This window comes from Actinomadura alba, assembly GCF_014323705.1.
Lineage (GTDB): Bacteria > Actinomycetota > Actinomycetes > Streptosporangiales > Streptosporangiaceae > Actinomadura_C > Actinomadura_C alba.
The window spans coordinates 321,486-337,670 of the sequence record NZ_JABVEC010000001.1 but is presented as its reverse complement, the minus strand read 5'-3'; the positions used below and the strand labels follow the sequence as shown (position 1 = coordinate 337,670).

Genomic DNA, 16,185 nt, shown 5'->3' with positions numbered 1-16,185 from the left:
CAGTCTCGATCAATGCGCTGGCACTGCATCCATGGCAATCTTGACGTGCAATGGATCATCCCTTTCTTACGACGATCATCCTCGTCGGTGCCTTCGCGCTCGCGCTGATCGCGCAATGGCGTGGCTGGCGACCCTCGTTGCGCGTCGCACTCACCGTGGGCATCGGCCTCCGCCTGTCGTTGCTCGTCCTCGCCGCGGCCGACTCATGGCAGCCGGTCGACTTCATGGAGAGCTTCAAGCCCGCGGCCGAGGCGGTGATGGCGGGGCAGGATCCCGTCCTCACCACCGAGGGCGCGTGGCACTTCCTGCCCATGATCCCCTACGCCTACGTGCTGCCGATGTCGCTCGGCATCCCCTGGGAGGTCAGCGGACGGCTGATAACCGTCGCCGCCGACGTGGGGCTCATCGTTCTGGTCGGGAGGCTCGCCGGCAAGCACGAAGCCTTGGCCCGCTTCCAATACGCCTGCAACCCGATCGCGCTGATGGTCGCCGTCATCCATTCGCAGGTCGAGCCGGTGGCGCTGGTGTTCCTCGTCGCCGCGTACCTGATGGCCCGGTCGGCCCGTACCGCTCACGAGGCGTCCGCGCCCTGGGTCGTGAAGTGCGTCAGCGCGGGAGCGCTCTTCGGCCTGGCCCTGTCGGCGAAGAGCTGGCCGATCATCCTGCTCCCGGTGCTGCTCTCGATGCTGCCGACCTGGCGACAGCGTTTCTGGGGACTGGTGGCGGCCGGCGCTGTGCCGCTGCTGTTCCTCATCACTCAGCCTCTGTTCGTGCATACGACCTTCAAGAGCCTTCTGAACGTTGCCCAGTACCTCGGTGGGGTGCGCCCCATCGTGGGCGAGTGGGGATGGACCGCGCTGCTGACCGGCGGGAACTGGACGCTGGTGCCCGCCTATTCCCAGATCGGGCAGCTCGTGCTCTACACCACTCTCGCGATTGTGGCCTGGACGTGGCGGCGGGGCGACCGGGTTGACATCACCCTTGCCATGCTTTTGGTCTTCATGGTCGTGACACCGCGGATGGGCGCGCAGTATCTGCTCTGGTTCATCCCGTTCCTCGTGGCGAGGCCGACCCGCTGGGGCAACTGGGCGATCGCCGCCTCGGCGGTGTGGGCGGGCCTCGGCTACATCTACCTCACGCAGTTCGGCGACGCGGAGTGGTGGATCAACCATCGCTGGTGGGCCCAGAGCTCGATCCTGGTCATCCCGCTGCTCGTCGCAGCCATGCCGTGGGCACGACGCAAGACGCCCGCCGCGCCACCGCCGGAGGCGCCGCCCAGCGCGAAACCCGAGCTGGTGGGCTCGGCCTGACGCCGCACCTGGGCGGCCGACGGCCGCCCGGGTACCGTGCCGACCGCGATGTTCAGACCGAAAGCCACGCCAGAGGGATCACTTCGTCCATGGCCCGGTGACGCGCAAGGCCGACGCGCCGGGCGCGGATCAGTACCGGTCGATCTCGGTCAGGTCGATGTCGAGGTCGAAGGGGACGGTGACCTTCAGTCGCTCGTGGTGGATCCCGGTGAGGCAGTAAGAGCCGGTGGCGGGGTCGATCTCGTACACATAGACGGTGGGCCGCCCGGAGCTGTTCTCGACCCGCCAGAAGTGCGGGATACCGGCCTTCGCGTAGAGCTGCGGCTTGCGCTCCCGGTCGCGTTCCTCGGAGTCCGGCGAGACCACCTCGACGGCGAGCAGGACCTCGTCGGGCCGGAAGGTCGTCTGATCCGGTCCGCTGACGGCGTCCGCCCGGATGACTATCACGTCGGGCTCGGGGCGCTGTCGTCTGCCGAGGGTGACCGTCATCTCCCGGCGCACCCGCCGATCCGCGGGGGCGCTTTGGCGAAGAGCGCTCTCCAGCAGGGAGATGGTCAGCATGTGAAAGTTGGCCTGGGGGCTCACGAACACCAGGCTGCCATCGATTAGCTCTGTGTGAGCGGGCAACTGCGGAAGGTGATCAAGATCTTCCGCGCCGAAACCCTCGGGCGGCGGGATCAGCCAGCCCGGCACGGCAGAGGCCGGCACGGCAGAGGAACGCTCGGGAACGGGCCCGGGCGGAGGATCGGGCAGAGGTGCCGCTGTCATCACTGCTCCCAGATGGAGCCGACGGGTTCGGCCGGCTTTCTGTAGCCCATGTTACGCAAAGCACAGGCCGGGTGACCGAACGACGGCGGAGACGGCTCAGCCGGGTTCGCGGCGTACGGAGCCGAGTGCGAGCAGCGCGACGTGCAGGGACGCGCAGGACTCGACGTCGTCCAGGTCCACGTTGAGCACACGGGCGATCCGGTGCAGCCGCTCGTAGAAGGCGGGGCGGGACAGGTGCGCCTGCTGGGCGGCGACCGCCTTGTTGCGGCCGCTGGCCAGGTAGAGCGTGAGGATGCGGGTCAGGTCGGTGTCGCGCTGGGCGTCGTACTCCAGCAGGGGGCCGAGTTCCCGCTCGACGAACGTCTGCAGCCGCGCGTCGTCGCGCAGCAGATGCAGCAGACCGCGCAGCCGCAGGTCGGGCAGCCGGTAGAGCGGCCGGTCGCCGGCGCCGCGGGCGGCGACGTCCGCCACCTGCTCGGCCTCGAGGAACGAGCGGCGTATGTCCCGGACCGACTCGACCACCGATCCCGCGGCCATCACGTAGTCCTGCCCGAACTGGGCGCGCAGCCGCGAGGCGACCTCGCCGAGGGTCGCCTCCACCTCGGCGCGCGCGGGCAGAGACACTAGGACGCCCACTCTGGCCTGTGGGGTTCCCTCGCCGAGCACGCCGACCAGGGCGGCCAGGTTCACGTCACGGCCGGCCGCGGCGGTGGCCTCGGCGAGTTCGGTCAGCCGCTCCGGGGGCGGCGGCGCTCCGTGACCCGCCGCGGGCCGGTCGCCGGGGCCCGGCCGGCGCGGGCGCAGCATCACGCCCAGCAGCCGCCGCCCGTACAGGGGCACGCCGAGCGCGCGGGCCCGTGCCGCCGCCTCGCGCGGATCCGAGTAGGCGTGCGCGAGGATGCCGGAGATGATCGTGCCGTGCGCCTGCCGCTCCAGGCTTTCGGCGTGCTGGTCCAGGAGCCGCCCGAGGGCGAGCGTGGTGGCCGCCCGCTCGATCAGGACGACGTCACGCGAGGACGGGGCCGCACCGCACAGGATGATGAGCCGCCCCCAGTCCTCGCCGCGGGCGCCCACGATGGTGACCAGCCATCCGGAGGCCTCGTCGAAGGCCGTGCGCTGCTCCGGCCGCACCCCCCGGGAGCGGGTCTCCCAGGTGGCGAGCAGGTCGGTGGTGTCGGTGCCGGCAGAGTCGGCCGCCAGCACCTGGTGCGAGAGGTTCTCCAGTACGACCGGTCGCCCGCTGATGGCGGCGACCTGGCGTACGACCTCGGCCGGTGAGGCGCCTTCGACGGACAACTGGGTGAAGATCTCGTGCAGTTGCTCGGACGCGCGGAGCTCGGTCAGCTGGGCGTCCATGATCCGGGCGTGCAGCGCCTCGGTGACGTCCACGAAGATCGTCTCCCGGGCCAGTGCGATGACCGGGAGGCCGTGCTCCTCGGCGGCGGCGACCAGCGCGGCCGGCAGCTCGCTCGCGTAGCGCCGGCCGAGCTCGACGACCAGCCCGCTGACCCCGACGCGGGCCAGCTCGGCGACGTAGGTCCGGAGCCGGTGCGGCTCGTCGGGCAGCGCGATGCCCGTGGTCAGTACCAGTTCCCCGCCGCGCAGCAGGTGCGCTACGTCGGGCACCTCGGCGACGTGCACCCACCGGACCCGTGCGTCGAGCCGGTCGGCGCCCGCGACCACGCGCGGCTGGCCGCGGCGCACCGGCTCGAGCTTGAGGAAGTCGGCCAAGGTGGGAAGCATCTACCGTGATCCTATTCGATGGCCCTGGCCAGGCCGTAAAGCCGCCGGGTCGCCGGGCTCACACCCTGTCGCCCACCCTTGGCCCACCCTGTCGTCCCGCCGTGGACCCTGGCCCGGCGATGTGCGAGGCTCGAAACATGGAGCTGCTCGACGACGACGCGATCGCGCGGGAGCTGACGGATCTCCCGGAGTGGAAACGGGACGGGGACGCCATCGTCAAGACGGTCCGGCTCGCCGACTTCAACGAGGCGATGGGCTTCGTCAACCGGGTCGCTGAGGTCGCCGAGGCGCAGAACCACCATCCTGACATCACCATCCGGTGGAACAAGGTCACGCTGACCCTCTCCACGCACGCGGCCGGCGGGCTCACGCCGTTCGACTTCCGGCTGGCCCGGTTGCTCGACGGCCTTGACCAGGGCGCCCGCTGACGAGCACGTTCGCTGACGAGGTACGGGTGGCCGTGAGCATGCCTGACACCCTGTAACCCGCCGGGATGCAAGTCCGTCACTGTGCATCTGGCCCCACAGGGGTCTGAAGGGAAGAATTCCCCCATGTCGGATCGCACAGAGGACCTCCTGGCACGTCACCGCGCGGTCATCCCGAACTGGGTGGCGCTCTACTACGACCACCCCATCGAGATCGTGCGCGGCAAGGGCAACCGCGTGACGGACGCCGAGGGCAACACCTATCTCGACTTCTTCACGGGCATCCTCACCAACATGATCGGCTACGACGTGGCCGAGGTGCGCCAGGCGGTCGAGCGCCAGCTCGCCACGGGTGTCGTGCACACCTCCACCGCCTATCTCCTGCGGGGCCAGGTCGCGCTGGCCGAGAAGATCGCGAAGCTGTCCGGGATCAAGGACGCCAAGGTCTTCTTCACCAACTCCGGCACCGAGGCGAACGAGACCGCACTGCTCCTGGCGACCTACGCGCGCAAGACGGATCAGGTGCTCGCGATGCGGCAGAGCTATCACGGCCGCTCCTTCGGCGCGATCGGTGTGACGAGCAACCGGAACTGGAAGAACAACTCGTACTCGCCGCTCAACGTGCACTTCCTGCACGGAGCGGACCGGCACCTCCCGCAGTTCGCGCGGCTCTCCGACTCCGACTACATCAAGGTCTGCGTCGAGGACCTGCGGCACGTGCTCGCCACCGCCACGGGCGGCGACGTCGCGTGCCTGATCGCCGAGCCGATCCAGGGCGTGGGCGGTTTCACGATGGCGCCGGACGGGCTGTTCCTGGCCTACAAGGACGTACTCGACGAGCACGGCATCCTGTTCGTCTCGGACGAGGTGCAGACCGGCTGGGGCCGTACCGGTCAGAGCTTCTGGGGGATCGGCAACCACGGCGTCGTGCCCGATGCCATGACCTTCGCCAAGGGCCTCGGCAACGGGTTCGCGGTCGGCGGCGTGGTGGCCCGCGGTGACCTGCTCGACTCCCTGCACGCGGTCGGGCTCTCGACCTTCGGCGGCAACCCGATCTCGATGGCGGCGGCCAACGCCACTCTGGACTACGTCCTGGACCACGATCTTCAGGCCAACGCGGCCCGGACCGGATCGTCGATCATCGAAGGCCTCAGCAAGGCCGCCGAGGGCCTCTCCGTCGTCGGCGAGGTCCGCGGCAAGGGGCTGATGTTCGCGATCGAGATGGTCGACCCGGTCACCGGGGAGCCGAGCCCGGCCCTCGCCGGGCGGATGATGGAGGAGACCAGGACGCGTGGTCTGCTCGGCGGCAAGGGCGGTCTGTACGGCAACGTGCTGCGCATGGCCCCGCCGTTGACGCTGACCGATGCGGAGGCCGAGGAGGGTCTCGGCATCCTGGTGGACGTCCTGGAAGAGATCGACCGCGAGATGAGAGTGACCCTGTGAGCGCAGTGGCCGGCGGCCCGCCCCAGAACGCGACGCACGACGAGACGCAGGACGAGACGACCCGCAAGCACGTGACCCACTGGATCAACGGCAAGCCGTCCGACGCGCGAGCGGAGCGGCAGGGCGAGATCTTCGATCCGGCGACCGGCCGGGTGGCCGGCACGGTCGGCTTCGCCGCGCCCGCGGACGTCGACGCCGCGGTCGCCGCCGCGAAGGCGGCGTTCCCCGGCTGGCGTGACGCGTCGCTGTCGAAGCGGACGCAGATCCTGTTCCGGTTCCGCGAACTGCTGACCGCCCACCGGGGTGAGCTCGCGAAGATCATCAGTTCCGAGCATGGGAAGGTCGAGTCCGACGCGGCCGGCGAGATCGCCCGCGGGCTCGAGGTCGTCGAGTTCGCCTGCGGCATCCCGCACCTGCTCAAGGGCGGTTTCTCGGAGAACGTCTCCTCGCGCGTGGACGCCTATTCGATTCTCCAGCCGCTCGGGGTCGTCGCCGGCATCACGCCGTTCAACTTCCCGGCGATGGTGCCGATGTGGATGTTCCCCGTCGCCATCGCCTGCGGGAACACCTTCGTGCTCAAGCCGTCGGAGAAGGATCCGTCGGCGTCGGTACGGATAGCCGAACTGTGGGCCGAGGCCGGCCTGCCGGACGGCGTGTTCAACGTCCTCCACGGCGACAAGGTGGCCGTGGACGGGCTGCTCGAGCACCCCGACGTCAAGGCCGTCAGCTTCGTGGGCTCGACTCCTGTCGCGCGCTACATCTACGAGACAGCGGCCCGTGGCGGCAAGCGCGTCCAGGCGCTCGGGGGTGCGAAGAACCACATGGTGGTGCTGCCCGACGCCGACCTGGACCTGGCGGCCGACGCGGCGGTGTCCGCCGGCTTCGGCTCCGCCGGTGAGCGGTGCATGGCCATCTCGGTGGTGGTCGCGGTCGACCCGGTGGGCGACGAGCTCATGGCCAAGATCGGTGAGCGGGTGGCCGGGCTGCGGATCGGTCCCGGAGACGACGAGCGTTCGGAGATGGGGCCGCTCGTCACGCGTCAGCACCGCGACAAGGTCGCGTCGTACCTGGACAGCGGCGTCGAGCAGGGCGCCACCCTGGCCATCGACGGCCGCGAGACGCCGGTGCTCGGCGAGCGCGGCGACGGCTTCTGGCTCGGCCCGTCGGTGCTCGATCACGTCACGCCGGAGATGGACTGCTACCGCGACGAGATCTTCGGCCCGGTGCTCTCGGTCGTACGGGTGGCCTCGTACGACGCGGCCATGGACGTGATCGCGGACAACCCGTACGGCAACGGGACGGCGATCTTCACCAACGACGGCGGCGCCGCCCGGCGGTTCCAGAACGAGGTCGAAGTCGGGATGGTCGGCATCAACGTGCCGATCCCGGTGCCGATGGCCTACTACTCGTTCGGTGGCTGGAAGGCCTCACTGTTCGGTGACAGTCACGCGCACGGCATGGAGGGCGTGCACTTCTACACCCGGACCAAGGCCGTCACGGCTCGGTGGCTGGATCCGAGTCACGGCGGAGTGAACCTCGGCTTCCCCACCAACGGGTGAGCCGGCGGGAGGCCACGCGGCCGAGGTCCTGTAGCGGCGTGAGGGCGAGGCCCGCGGCGAGGCAGGCGAACGGCAGCGTCGGCACCACGTAGCGGTAGTCGAAGTCGGCGGTGGCGATGGGGAACACCAGCAGCGTCGCCGCCGCCGACCAGGCCGTCAGCGCGGCCGTCCGCCGGCGGTGCGCGACGGCGATCCCGGCGGCCCCGGCGACCAGCAGCACGCCGAGCGCCGGGCCGGGCAGGAAGACGTTCTGCTGGTAGCGGCGCATCCGCCCGGCGTACGGCTCCACCACCCTGCTCGGCGGCCCGGGGTCGTAGGCGCGCGCGTCACTGAGCGCGGTGCCGCCTCCGGCCCACGACCGGCCGCCGGGGAACAGCTGGGGGCGCTCCCGGAAGTGGTAGAGCCGCTCGGTGTTCGGATTCGGGTACCCGAACCGCTGTGAGCTCACGGCCATCTCGACGCCCTGCCGGATCGCGTCCGCGTAGTCGCCCGGCTGGGCCTTGACGGCGTGCAGCGCGAAGCTCCGGAGCAGCCTGTTGTTCTCGGGCGTGATCGGGCCGCCGGGGATCTGCCGGGGCGGCACCTCCTTCCGCCAGATCAGCGTGCCGGGGGCGATCCGGCCGGGCGGGTTGTCGTACAGGCAGAGAGGGCGCTCGGCCTCCGGTGGCCGGATCTTCGCGCAGTCCGCGAAGGTCGAGGTGCGTCCCCACAGATAGAGGCCGTCACTCATGGTCAGCCCGTACCTGCCGTGCTCGGAGTGGAACCACACTGCGTACGCGGCGAGGGGGGCCACTGCGCCCACGGCGGCGGCGACGCAGGCGCGCCACCCGGCGCGGCGCACGACCAGGCACGCGAGCGCGACGGGGATCATCGCGGCCCCGGCCGAGCGCACGAGCACCGCGTAGCCGAGCAGCAGTCCGGCGAACAGCGCCACCCACCACAGCGGCCGGCGCCGCCACAGGATGAGGGTGACGCTGACCGCGATCAGGAAGGTGAAGACCGACTCGGCCATGAGCAGGTGCTCGAGCTGGATCTGGTAGGCGTCGAACAGGATCGGCAGCGTGACCGCCGTGGCGGGCAGCGCGGGCAGGCCGTGCCTGCGCAGCAGTGCGTAGACCAGCACGGCGACCGCCAGCCCCATCAGGTGCTGCAGGGCCGCGACCAGCGTCAGGCTGTGGAACGGCTCGAGAACCTGCAGCAGGAAGGAGTACCCGAGGGTCTTGCTGAGCGACGGCTGCGGCCGTAGCGCGCCGCCCAGGTAGAAGTAGGAGTCGCCGGTGAACCACAGGACGCCTGGGTATCCGCGCATGGTGATCAGGCGGACGTATGTTCCACCGAGCAGTGCGAGGACGAATAGCCCGTGGTGCCACAGAAAGCTGATTATTGACCGTTTTGCCCGAGTGATGAACGGGGCCACTCTTTTGATCGTCATTGAGGGCGGAGAGCGTAACCAGCCGAGATGGCCGCGCGGTGAACGAACAATGACGGGTGGTGACCATATCCGGGTCATAGAGCGGCGATCACGGGAGTCGCCGCCACTCATTGCCCGCTTTTCTTGGGGTGTAAATAATTTCTACAACGCTTGACCCCAAGTGTGTCGTGCGACACAGTATGACTGTCTTGATTGATATGGGCAGAATGCCATATAGGCCCTGGTCGCAGGGAGTTACGACATGCCTGCTGACGACCGCGCCGCCGAAATGGATGTGCTTCGGAGGCGATATCCGCGCTGGACCATCTGGTTCGGTTCGAGCACGAACCATTGGTGGGCCCTGCCACCGGACGATCGAGACGTCTGTGACTTCGTCGAGGCCGAGACCGCCGCGAACCTCATCGCACGCATCGAGGTGATTCAGTACGCCGTCATCCTGGACAACCCCCGGAGGCAGAAGGAGAGGCGGCGTTCGGTGTCCCTCCTTCGCCTGGACGGTGCCGCCACCCCGCCGTTCGGCCGGGTGCCGGTGGCCGCATGGCCAGGCAGCGTTGCAAAGTGACCCGCTGTCCCAACCTGGTCATGCCACCGATGCCGCCGCGGCCCCGGGACGAGCAGGACCGCGCCACACCCCCTCCACCCACCTCCGTGTGTGGCGCGGATGCGCACCCACTGCTCCCCGGGCCCGTGGCGGTGTTCCCGCCCGTGGTACGCATCGAGGCCCCGAAACCCCGAGACCCGAGACCTGCCCGCGGTGATCATGCGATGGTCCCCACGCCCCCGGGGGGCCATCGCGTGATCACGGGCCGCGGGCGGTCCTGAGATCACACTCCGCGTGCGCGGCTGATGAGGTCCCGTAGCTCCGCGACGTCCCTGTCCTCGGTCGCCGAGGCCAGCTCGGTCACGTGGCCGGACAGCTCGTCGAGGCCGATCCGCGGTTCGCCCGGAACCAGTCCCCGCGTTACGAACGGTCCGGCGGAAGGAGTCACGTACGGGCTCTGCGGCGCGTGACCTGGATCCCCGTCGCGCAGATGCTCGGCGAAGAGCGCCGCCACCGCCGAGACCCGCAGCCGGGGGGAACCGTCCGACCACAGGCCGGGCGCGAGGTCCTCGACGGTGACGGTCCGCCCGGTCTCCTGGGCCTTACGGGTGTCCGGGTCCGCCCAGCGCACGGTGATGTCGGCGAGGTGCCCCTCGGCGTCCGGCTTGAGACGCACGGCGAACAGGGCCGTCACCGCGTGGCCCGGGCCGATCTCGCCGCCGTCGGCCGCGTCGTTGCGGAAGTCCTCGCTGCGCAGGCCCCGGTCGTCGAATCCGATCAGCCGGTACGACTCCACGCGCTGCGGATCGAATCCGACCTGTGCCTTGGCGTCCCGCGCCCGAAGCTCGACGGTCGCCGGCAGCTCTCGGCTGAACAGGTCCCGGGCCTTCGCCCGCTCCGAGACGTACACGGCGCGACCGTCGCCGTTGTCGGCGAGCTGTTCCATCAGCTTGTCGCCGTAGTCGCTGCCGACGCCGACGCAGAGCAGCGAGACGCCCTTGGCGGCCTCGTCGGAGACACGTCGCAGGATCGGGGCGGCGACGGTGGCGCCGGTGTTGGCCAGCCCGTCGGAGGTGAGGATCACCCGGTTCGTGACGCCCTCGCGGAAGCCGCGCCTGGCCACCTGGTAGCCGAGCACCATGCCCGCCTCCAGGTTGGTGCTCGCGCCCGCCGACAGCGAGTCGATCGCCCTGTGCAGTTCGGGCTTGCGCGTCGCGGGCGTCATCTCGCGCACCAGGCGGGCCCGGTCCTCGTACGCCACGATCGCCACGGAATCGCTCGGCCGCAGCTGGTCCACGAGAGTGTGCAGGGCGTCCTTCACCAGGTCGAGCCGCCCGGGCTCGGCCATGGACCCCGACGTGTCGATGACGAAGGTCAGATTGGCGTCACGCCGGGTGCCCGCGGAGGCGGAACGGGTCTGCAGGCCGACTCGCAGGAGCCGGATGTCGCCGTCCGCGGCCCCCTCGCCGGGCGACCCGGTCAGGCGGCCGCCGTCGGCCGCCACCGAGAAGCCGTCGCCGGACGGCTCCGCGTAGTCCTGGCGGAACTGGTTGACGAACTCCTCCGGGCGCACGGTGCTCGGATCGGGCCGCCGGCCCTCGGTGAGCGCCCGGCGGGCGAAGCCGTACGAGGCGGTGTCGACGTCCAGAGCGAACGTGGACAGGTAACGGGAGGGAGCCTCGCCGGGCAGGCGCGCCTCTTCGGGGGGACGCCGGTTCGGGCCGGCCGGGGCGCCCGCCTGGGGCGCCCGCGCGGCCTTGCCCGCTTCGTCATTGGTCGAGCGGCCCTCTTCACCGGTGCAGCCGGTGGCGACGAGCGTGACGCTGAGCGCGGTCACGGCGAATGCAGTGCGTCGGATCCTCATGGTGTTCCGACGCACCCACCGGCGTCCTGGGCTTCACCGGAGACCGAACCGAGACTTCTCGTACTCTTTCCGAGACCTGCCGAGCCCTTTCCGAGACCTACCGAGCGGCACCTCGGATTCCCGCGCTCCGTGAGATCGGTACGCTCAGTGCCTGCGGCGGTCGCGTGCGATCGATCATCTGTGGCCGGGCCGCGCCGCGCTGCGGAACGGCACTGGAACTTCGTCGGGGAGCGACATGGGGCATCCACGCAGGACACCACGGGTGATCGTGGCACTGGCGGTCGCGCTGGCGGTTCTCGTGGGGTGCAGCGACGACGGCGAGAAGCAGACGAGCACCGTACAGGTGGCCCGCACCATCGGGCAGGGCGAGGGCGCGCTGACACTGGTGGCCTGGCCCGGATACGCCGAGAACGGTTCCAGCGATCCCCGGGTGGACTGGGTCAGGCCGTTCGAAGAGCGCACCAAGTGCAAGGTCAGCGTCAAGCAGGCGGCGACCGCGCAGGAGATGGTCGAGCTCATGTCCAACCCGGAGCGGCGCTACGACGGCGTCTCGGCTCCCCCCGAGGCGGCCGGGCAGCTGATCGCCTCCGGGCAGGTCGCCCCGGTGAACCCGGACCTGATCGACGGCTTCAAGGACGTCGACCGGGACCTGCGCAGCCAGCTGACCAAGGACGAGAAGGTCTACGGGGTGCCCTTCGTCTGGGGCGTGAACCAGCTCATGTACGACCCGAAGGTCGTCCAGCCGGCGCCGACGAGCTGGTCGGCGCTGTTCGACCCGGCCGAGGCCAAGAAGTACGGCGGGCGGCTGATCGTACGGGACAGCCCGCTGACACTCGCGGATGCGGCCCTCTACCTGCGGTCGCGGGACCGGTCGCTGGACATCACCGACCCCTACTCGCTCACCCGCAAGCAACTCGACGCCGCCACGAATGTGCTGGCCGAGCAGCGACGCCATGTGCGGTCCTACTGGCTGCACCCCTCGGACGCGATCAACTCGTTCGCCGGCGGCGATGCCGTCCTCGGCGAGGTCTGGCCCTACCACGTCGACGTGCTGAGCCGCGCAGGGCGATCCGTCACCGGGGTCACCCCCAAGGAGGGCGTGACCGGATGGATGGACGCCTGGATGGTCGGAGCCCGTGCCGAGCATCCGAGCTGCATGTACCAGTGGGTGAACTGGATGACCTCGCCCGACGTTCAGCAGCAGGTGGCGGAGTGGGCCGGGGTCGCTCCCGCGAACCCCGAGGCATGCTCGCGCGACCGGCTGAAGGCGGAGTTCTGCACGACCTACCACGTCGGGGACCGCGCGTACATCGACAAGGTGGTGTTCGCCCACACGCCCTCCCGTGACTGTGGCGGCGGGCGGCGTGACTGCACCGACTACGAGGACTGGATGCGGGCCTGGAACAAGGCGTTGCAGGGCACCGGATGAGGGAAACGCGGCCGGCCGAAATGAAATGCGGGCCGCGGTGAATGCTTTGTGTGGGTGCGCGCCCGACCGCCCCCTGCCGGACGCGCACCCGGCGGCGCCTCGGGCCGTCCCCCCAGATGGCCCGAGGCGCCTTTTCCAGGAGCGGTCTAAAGCGTCGTCAGTTCCGGTTCGCGGTTTCGCCGTGTGGCGTCCGCGACCGATTCCGCGACGCGCGGTCTTGGCAGGGCGGGCGCGCAGTCGGCGCAGGCCAGCACCCTTGATCCGTCAGGAAGCCGGCCGACGCGCACCCGTGGCCGCGGCCATTTCTTATGGCAGACGACACAGGCGTCTCCGTAGATCTGCTCGGCGCTCAGTGCGCCGGGATCGAACGTCAGCTCGTCGGTATGGCTCATTTTTTACCCCCAACCCGGCTAGAGCCAACTCCATGGACTTCCTTTATAGGGGGACGCATGTGTGGTCTTCGTGACCTGTGATGCAAGCACGGGCAAAACCTCGCCGGGGTGGATCTCCTTGGCCCCAAGAGGTGGTCGGCCGCGTTCGTGTGACGGGGGGTCGGCGACCTCATGGCGTGTTTGGGACATGTGGTCGTCGGGCCCGTGCGCGCCGGACGCTAGTCGCAGGTCACAGGTGCTTCTCGAAGCACAGGCTGAGGATGCCGCCGGCGTACGGCCGGAAGTGCGGTACCCGGACATAGCCGGTCGATTGGTAGAGCCCCAGCGACTCGGGCTGGAGGTCGCCCGTCTCGAGCCGCAGGGTCGACTCCCCGCGTTCGCGCGCCAGCCGCTCGACGGCGACGAGCAGCAGCCGCGAGATGCCCTGCCCGCGGTGGGCCGGCCGCACGTACATGCTCTTGATCTCGGCCACTCCCGGCTCGAGCGCCTGCAGCCCGGCACAGCCGACCGGCTCCGCGTCCGCCCGGGCGACCAGGTACGAGATGTCGGTTCGGAGCCCCAGCGGGCCGTCGGCGGCACCGCCACGGCGAGGCTCCTGCAGTCCGGCCAGCTGCTCGGCGCAGAGCGCGATGACGGCCGGGTCGTAGGGCCTCGCTGCGCTGACCTCGACGAACACGGCGTTTCGCTTCACGCCTCGAACGTACGTCCGCTGTGTTAGCGCGGCGTTAAATGGACATGTCCATCGGCTGCGTCGTGCCCGCGGGCCATGCCCGTGACCGCTCACCCGCTCGCCGCGCGGCCGGTGCGCAATAGATCGCCCGCGGGCCCGGCCCCGGCCGTGGCGCGCAGGGGTGAGAATGGTGCCGTGATGCCTGCCTCGACTGTGATGCGCGATGTCGTCGTTCTCGGTTCCACCGGATCGATCGGCACCCAGGCCCTCGATGTCATCAGCCGCAACCCGGGCCGGTTCCGGGTGGTGGCACTGGCTGCCGGCGGAGGGCGGGTCGAACTGCTCGCCCGGCAGGCACTGGACCTGCGGCCCGAGGTGGTCGCGGTGGCGAAGGCCTCGGCCGCCCAGGATCTCCAGCTCGTCTTCTACCAGGAGGCGCAGCGACGCGGCTACGCCTCCGGCGACTACCGCATTCCCAAGATCATCGCAGGCCCCGACGCGGTCGCCGAGGTCGCCGCACTGCCGTGCGACGTCGTGCTGAACGGGGTCACCGGCGCACTCGGCCTCGCTTCGACGCTGGCCGCCCTGGACGCCGGCAGCGTCCTGGCGCTCGCCAACAAGGAGTCCCTCATCGTCGGCGGCGCGCTGGTCAAGGAGCGGGCCAAGCCGGGCCAGATAGTGCCCGTCGACTCCGAGCACTCGGCCCTGGCCCAGTGCCTGCGGGGCGGCGCGGCCAAGGAGGTCCGGCGGCTGGTGCTGACCGCCAGCGGCGGGCCGTTCCGGGGACGGAGCCGCGCGGAGCTGGGGGAGGTGACCCCCGATCAGGCGCTGGCGCATCCCACCTGGGACATGGGCCCGGTCGTCACGATCAACTCGGCCACCCTGGTCAACAAGGGGCTGGAGGTCATCGAGGCGCATCTCCTCTTCGACATCCCGTTCGACCGCATCGGCGTCGTGGTCCACCCGCAGTCGATGATCCATTCAATGGTCGACTTCGTCGACGGATCCACGCTGGCCCAGGTCAGCCCACCGGACATGCGGCTGCCGATCGCGCTCGGGCTGGCTTGGCCGGATCGAGTCGAGGACGCCGCTCCCGGGGTGGACTGGGCCCGGGCGCACACCTGGGAGTTCTTCCCGCTCGACGACGAGGCCTTCCCGTCCGTCGCGCTCGCCCGGCACGTGGGAGAGCTCGGCGGCACGGCTCCCGCGGTCTACAACGCCGCCAACGAGGAGTGCGTCGAGGCCTTCCGGCAGGGGCGGCTGCCGTTCCTCGGGATAGTCGACACGGTCGCGCGGGTAGTCAACGAACACGGCAACGAGACGGGGGGCCTGACACTCGGCGACGTCCTCGCCACGGACGAATGGGCCCGGATCCGGGCCAGGGAGCTGATCTGACACAGGGGGGCGGATGGCCTACCTCTTCGGCGTGATCGCCTTCATCGTCGCTCTCATGGTGTCGGTGGTGTTGCACGAGGCGGGCCATTTCCTCGCCGCGAAGCGGTTCGGCATGCGGGCCACCCAGTTCTTCGTGGGCTTCGGACCGACCCTGTGGTCGCGGCACCGCGGCGAGACCGAGTACGGGGTCAAGGCGCTCCCGCTCGGCGGGTTCGTCAAGATCGCCGGATATACGCCGCTCGAGTCCATCGCCCCTGAGGACGAGCCCCGGGCGTTCTACCGGCAACCGGCCGGCCGGCGGGCGGTCGTGATCGTCGCCGGTGTGGTCATGAACTTCGTCCTGGCCTTCGTGCTGCTCGTGGTCCTGGCCATGGCCGTCGGGCTGCGCACCCCCGGGACGGGGACCACGACGGTCGACGCGGTCAGCGCCTGCGTACCCGCCCGGCCGCAGAGTGCGTGCGTGGCGAGCGACCCGCCGTCGCCCGCCGCCGAGGCCGGGCTGCGCGCGGGGGACAAGGTGGTCTCTCTCGGCGGCCGGCCGGTCGCCGACTGGGAACAGCTGCGGCGGGCGATCCATGCCCAGCCCATCGGCACGCCGGTGCCGATCGTGGTCGAGCGCGGTGGGCGGCGGGTCGAGCTGAGCGTTCGCCCGGCGAAGGTGGGCGGCGGCCCGTTCCTCGGCATGACCGCGCGCGTCACGGGGCAGGGGTACGAGCGGCTCGGGCCGATGGGCGCCTCGGTCTTCGCGATCGAGGGCATCGGCCGGGTCCTCGGCGGGATCGGCACGGCGGTCGCCGATCTGCCCGCCGCCCTGCCCAGGCTGTTCTCACCCGAGCGGGCGGACACCCCTGGCGGCCAGGTGGGCAGTGTGGTCGGCGCCACGCAGGTGTCCGGTCAGATCTTCTCGGCCAAGGACTCCTGGCGTGACCGCATCGCCCTGTTCCTGTCCCTGGTGATCTCGGTCAACGTCTTCCTCGGGGCGCTCAACGTGCTGCCCCTGCTGCCGCTGGACGGCGGTCATCTCTCCGTGCTGGCGTACGAGCGGGCACGGGGGGTGGTCATGCGACTCAGGGGCCGCCCTGACCCCGGTAATGTGGACTTGGCGAAGTTGCTGCCGGTGACCTACATCGCCGTGATGCTGCTGATCGGCCTCGGGGTGCTGCTCATCCTCGCAGACGTCTTCAACCCGCTGACACTCCCGCGATAAGAGGAAA

The 16,185-nt window shown here is 70.2% G+C and carries 13 protein-coding genes; 8 read left to right on the top strand and 5 right to left on the bottom strand.

All coding sequences use genetic code 11. From position 1 onward, the window contains the following. The first annotated feature begins 50 nt into the window (after positions 1-50). On the top strand, positions 51-1,310 hold the full coding sequence (locus tag HKK74_RS01650) for a glycosyltransferase family protein (protein ID WP_187241122.1): 1,260 nt from the start codon (positions 51-53) through the stop codon (positions 1,308-1,310). 129 nt (positions 1,311-1,439) lie between these two features. Here HKK74_RS01650 and HKK74_RS01645 read toward each other — a convergent pair whose 3' ends face one another. Then, positions 1,440-2,078, bottom strand: coding sequence for a Uma2 family endonuclease (locus HKK74_RS01645; RefSeq protein WP_187241120.1), 639 nt, complete (start codon positions 2,076-2,078; stop codon positions 1,440-1,442). A 96-nt stretch (positions 2,079-2,174) separates the two neighbouring features. Beyond that, positions 2,175-3,821 (bottom strand): PucR family transcriptional regulator, encoded by a 1,647-nt coding sequence (locus HKK74_RS01640; protein WP_187241118.1) that lies wholly within the window; start codon positions 3,819-3,821, stop codon positions 2,175-2,177. A gap of 137 nt (positions 3,822-3,958) precedes the next feature. On the opposite strand from HKK74_RS01640, the gene HKK74_RS01635 reads away from it, so the two are divergent. The 3 genes from HKK74_RS01635 to HKK74_RS01625 all read left to right on the top strand — a co-directional run bounded on the left by HKK74_RS01635 (position 3,959) and on the right by HKK74_RS01625 (position 7,248). After that, on the top strand, positions 3,959-4,249 hold the full coding sequence (locus HKK74_RS01635; RefSeq protein WP_187241115.1) for a 4a-hydroxytetrahydrobiopterin dehydratase: 291 nt from the start codon (positions 3,959-3,961) through the stop codon (positions 4,247-4,249). 123 nt (positions 4,250-4,372) lie between these two features. Continuing rightward, positions 4,373-5,689 carry an aspartate aminotransferase family protein gene (locus HKK74_RS01630; RefSeq protein WP_187241113.1) on the top strand — a complete coding sequence of 439 codons (1,317 nt, stop codon included), beginning with the start codon at positions 4,373-4,375 and terminating at the stop codon, positions 5,687-5,689. 5 nt (positions 5,690-5,694) lie between these two features. Then, positions 5,695-7,248, top strand: coding sequence for a CoA-acylating methylmalonate-semialdehyde dehydrogenase (locus tag HKK74_RS01625; RefSeq protein ID WP_187241415.1), 1,554 nt, complete (start codon positions 5,695-5,697; stop codon positions 7,246-7,248). Here HKK74_RS01625 and HKK74_RS01620 read toward each other — a convergent pair. Continuing rightward, positions 7,184-8,557, bottom strand: coding sequence for a phospholipid carrier-dependent glycosyltransferase (locus HKK74_RS01620; RefSeq protein WP_187241111.1), 1,374 nt, complete (start codon positions 8,555-8,557; stop codon positions 7,184-7,186). The two genes, HKK74_RS01625 and HKK74_RS01620, sit on opposite strands and share 65 nt — an antisense overlap. 364 nt (positions 8,558-8,921) lie before the next feature. Between HKK74_RS01620 and HKK74_RS01615 the strand changes: the two genes are divergently transcribed. Then, positions 8,922-9,242: a hypothetical protein gene (locus HKK74_RS01615; protein WP_187241109.1), complete on the top strand. Its 321-nt coding sequence runs from the start codon at positions 8,922-8,924 to the stop codon at positions 9,240-9,242. 262 nt (positions 9,243-9,504) lie between these two features. On the opposite strand, the gene HKK74_RS01610 is transcribed toward HKK74_RS01615, so the two are convergent. Next, on the bottom strand, positions 9,505-11,085 hold the full coding sequence (locus tag HKK74_RS01610) for a vWA domain-containing protein (protein ID WP_187241107.1): 1,581 nt from the start codon (positions 11,083-11,085) through the stop codon (positions 9,505-9,507). A gap of 235 nt (positions 11,086-11,320) precedes the next feature. On the opposite strand from HKK74_RS01610, the gene HKK74_RS01605 reads away from it, so the two are divergent. Then, entirely contained in the window at positions 11,321-12,514 is a 1,194-nt protein-coding gene (locus tag HKK74_RS01605; RefSeq protein ID WP_187241105.1) for an ABC transporter substrate-binding protein, read from the top strand. A gap of 621 nt (positions 12,515-13,135) precedes the next feature. On the opposite strand, the gene HKK74_RS39535 is transcribed toward HKK74_RS01605, so the two are convergent. Then, complete coding sequence (locus HKK74_RS39535) at positions 13,136-13,597, bottom strand: GNAT family N-acetyltransferase (protein WP_187241103.1); 462 nt, start codon at positions 13,595-13,597, stop codon at positions 13,136-13,138. Between the two features lie 177 nt (positions 13,598-13,774). Here HKK74_RS39535 and dxr point away from each other — a divergent pair, with 177 nt between their 5' ends. Beyond that, on the top strand, positions 13,775-14,971 hold the full coding sequence (gene dxr / locus HKK74_RS01595; protein ID WP_222721740.1) for a 1-deoxy-D-xylulose-5-phosphate reductoisomerase: 1,197 nt from the start codon (positions 13,775-13,777) through the stop codon (positions 14,969-14,971). A 13-nt stretch (positions 14,972-14,984) separates the two neighbouring features. Next, complete coding sequence (locus HKK74_RS01590; RefSeq protein WP_187241101.1) at positions 14,985-16,178, top strand: M50 family metallopeptidase; 1,194 nt, start codon at positions 14,985-14,987, stop codon at positions 16,176-16,178. Positions 16,179-16,185 lie beyond the last annotated feature (7 nt).

Excerpts from the sequence above, each read along its gene's own strand:
- dxr (WP_222721740.1), top strand. The coding sequence starts at position 13,775 with ATGCCTGCCTCGACTGTGATGCGCGATGTCGTCGTTCTCGGTTCCACC.
- HKK74_RS01630 (WP_187241113.1), top strand. The coding sequence starts at position 4,373 with ATGTCGGATCGCACAGAGGACCTCCTGGCACGTCACCGCGCGGTCATC.
- HKK74_RS01620 (WP_187241111.1), bottom strand. The coding sequence starts at position 8,557 with ATGCGCGGATACCCAGGCGTCCTGTGGTTCACCGGCGACTCCTACTTC.
- HKK74_RS01650 (WP_187241122.1), top strand. The coding sequence starts at position 51 with ATGGATCATCCCTTTCTTACGACGATCATCCTCGTCGGTGCCTTCGCG.
- HKK74_RS01590 (WP_187241101.1), top strand. The coding sequence starts at position 14,985 with ATGGCCTACCTCTTCGGCGTGATCGCCTTCATCGTCGCTCTCATGGTG.
- HKK74_RS01645 (WP_187241120.1), bottom strand. The coding sequence starts at position 2,078 with ATGACAGCGGCACCTCTGCCCGATCCTCCGCCCGGGCCCGTTCCCGAG.
- HKK74_RS01640 (WP_187241118.1), bottom strand. The coding sequence starts at position 3,821 with ATGCTTCCCACCTTGGCCGACTTCCTCAAGCTCGAGCCGGTGCGCCGC.
- HKK74_RS01610 (WP_187241107.1), bottom strand. The coding sequence starts at position 11,085 with ATGAGGATCCGACGCACTGCATTCGCCGTGACCGCGCTCAGCGTCACG.
- HKK74_RS01615 (WP_187241109.1), top strand. The coding sequence starts at position 8,922 with ATGCCTGCTGACGACCGCGCCGCCGAAATGGATGTGCTTCGGAGGCGA.
- HKK74_RS01635 (WP_187241115.1), top strand. The coding sequence starts at position 3,959 with ATGGAGCTGCTCGACGACGACGCGATCGCGCGGGAGCTGACGGATCTC.
- HKK74_RS01605 (WP_187241105.1), top strand. The coding sequence starts at position 11,321 with ATGGGGCATCCACGCAGGACACCACGGGTGATCGTGGCACTGGCGGTC.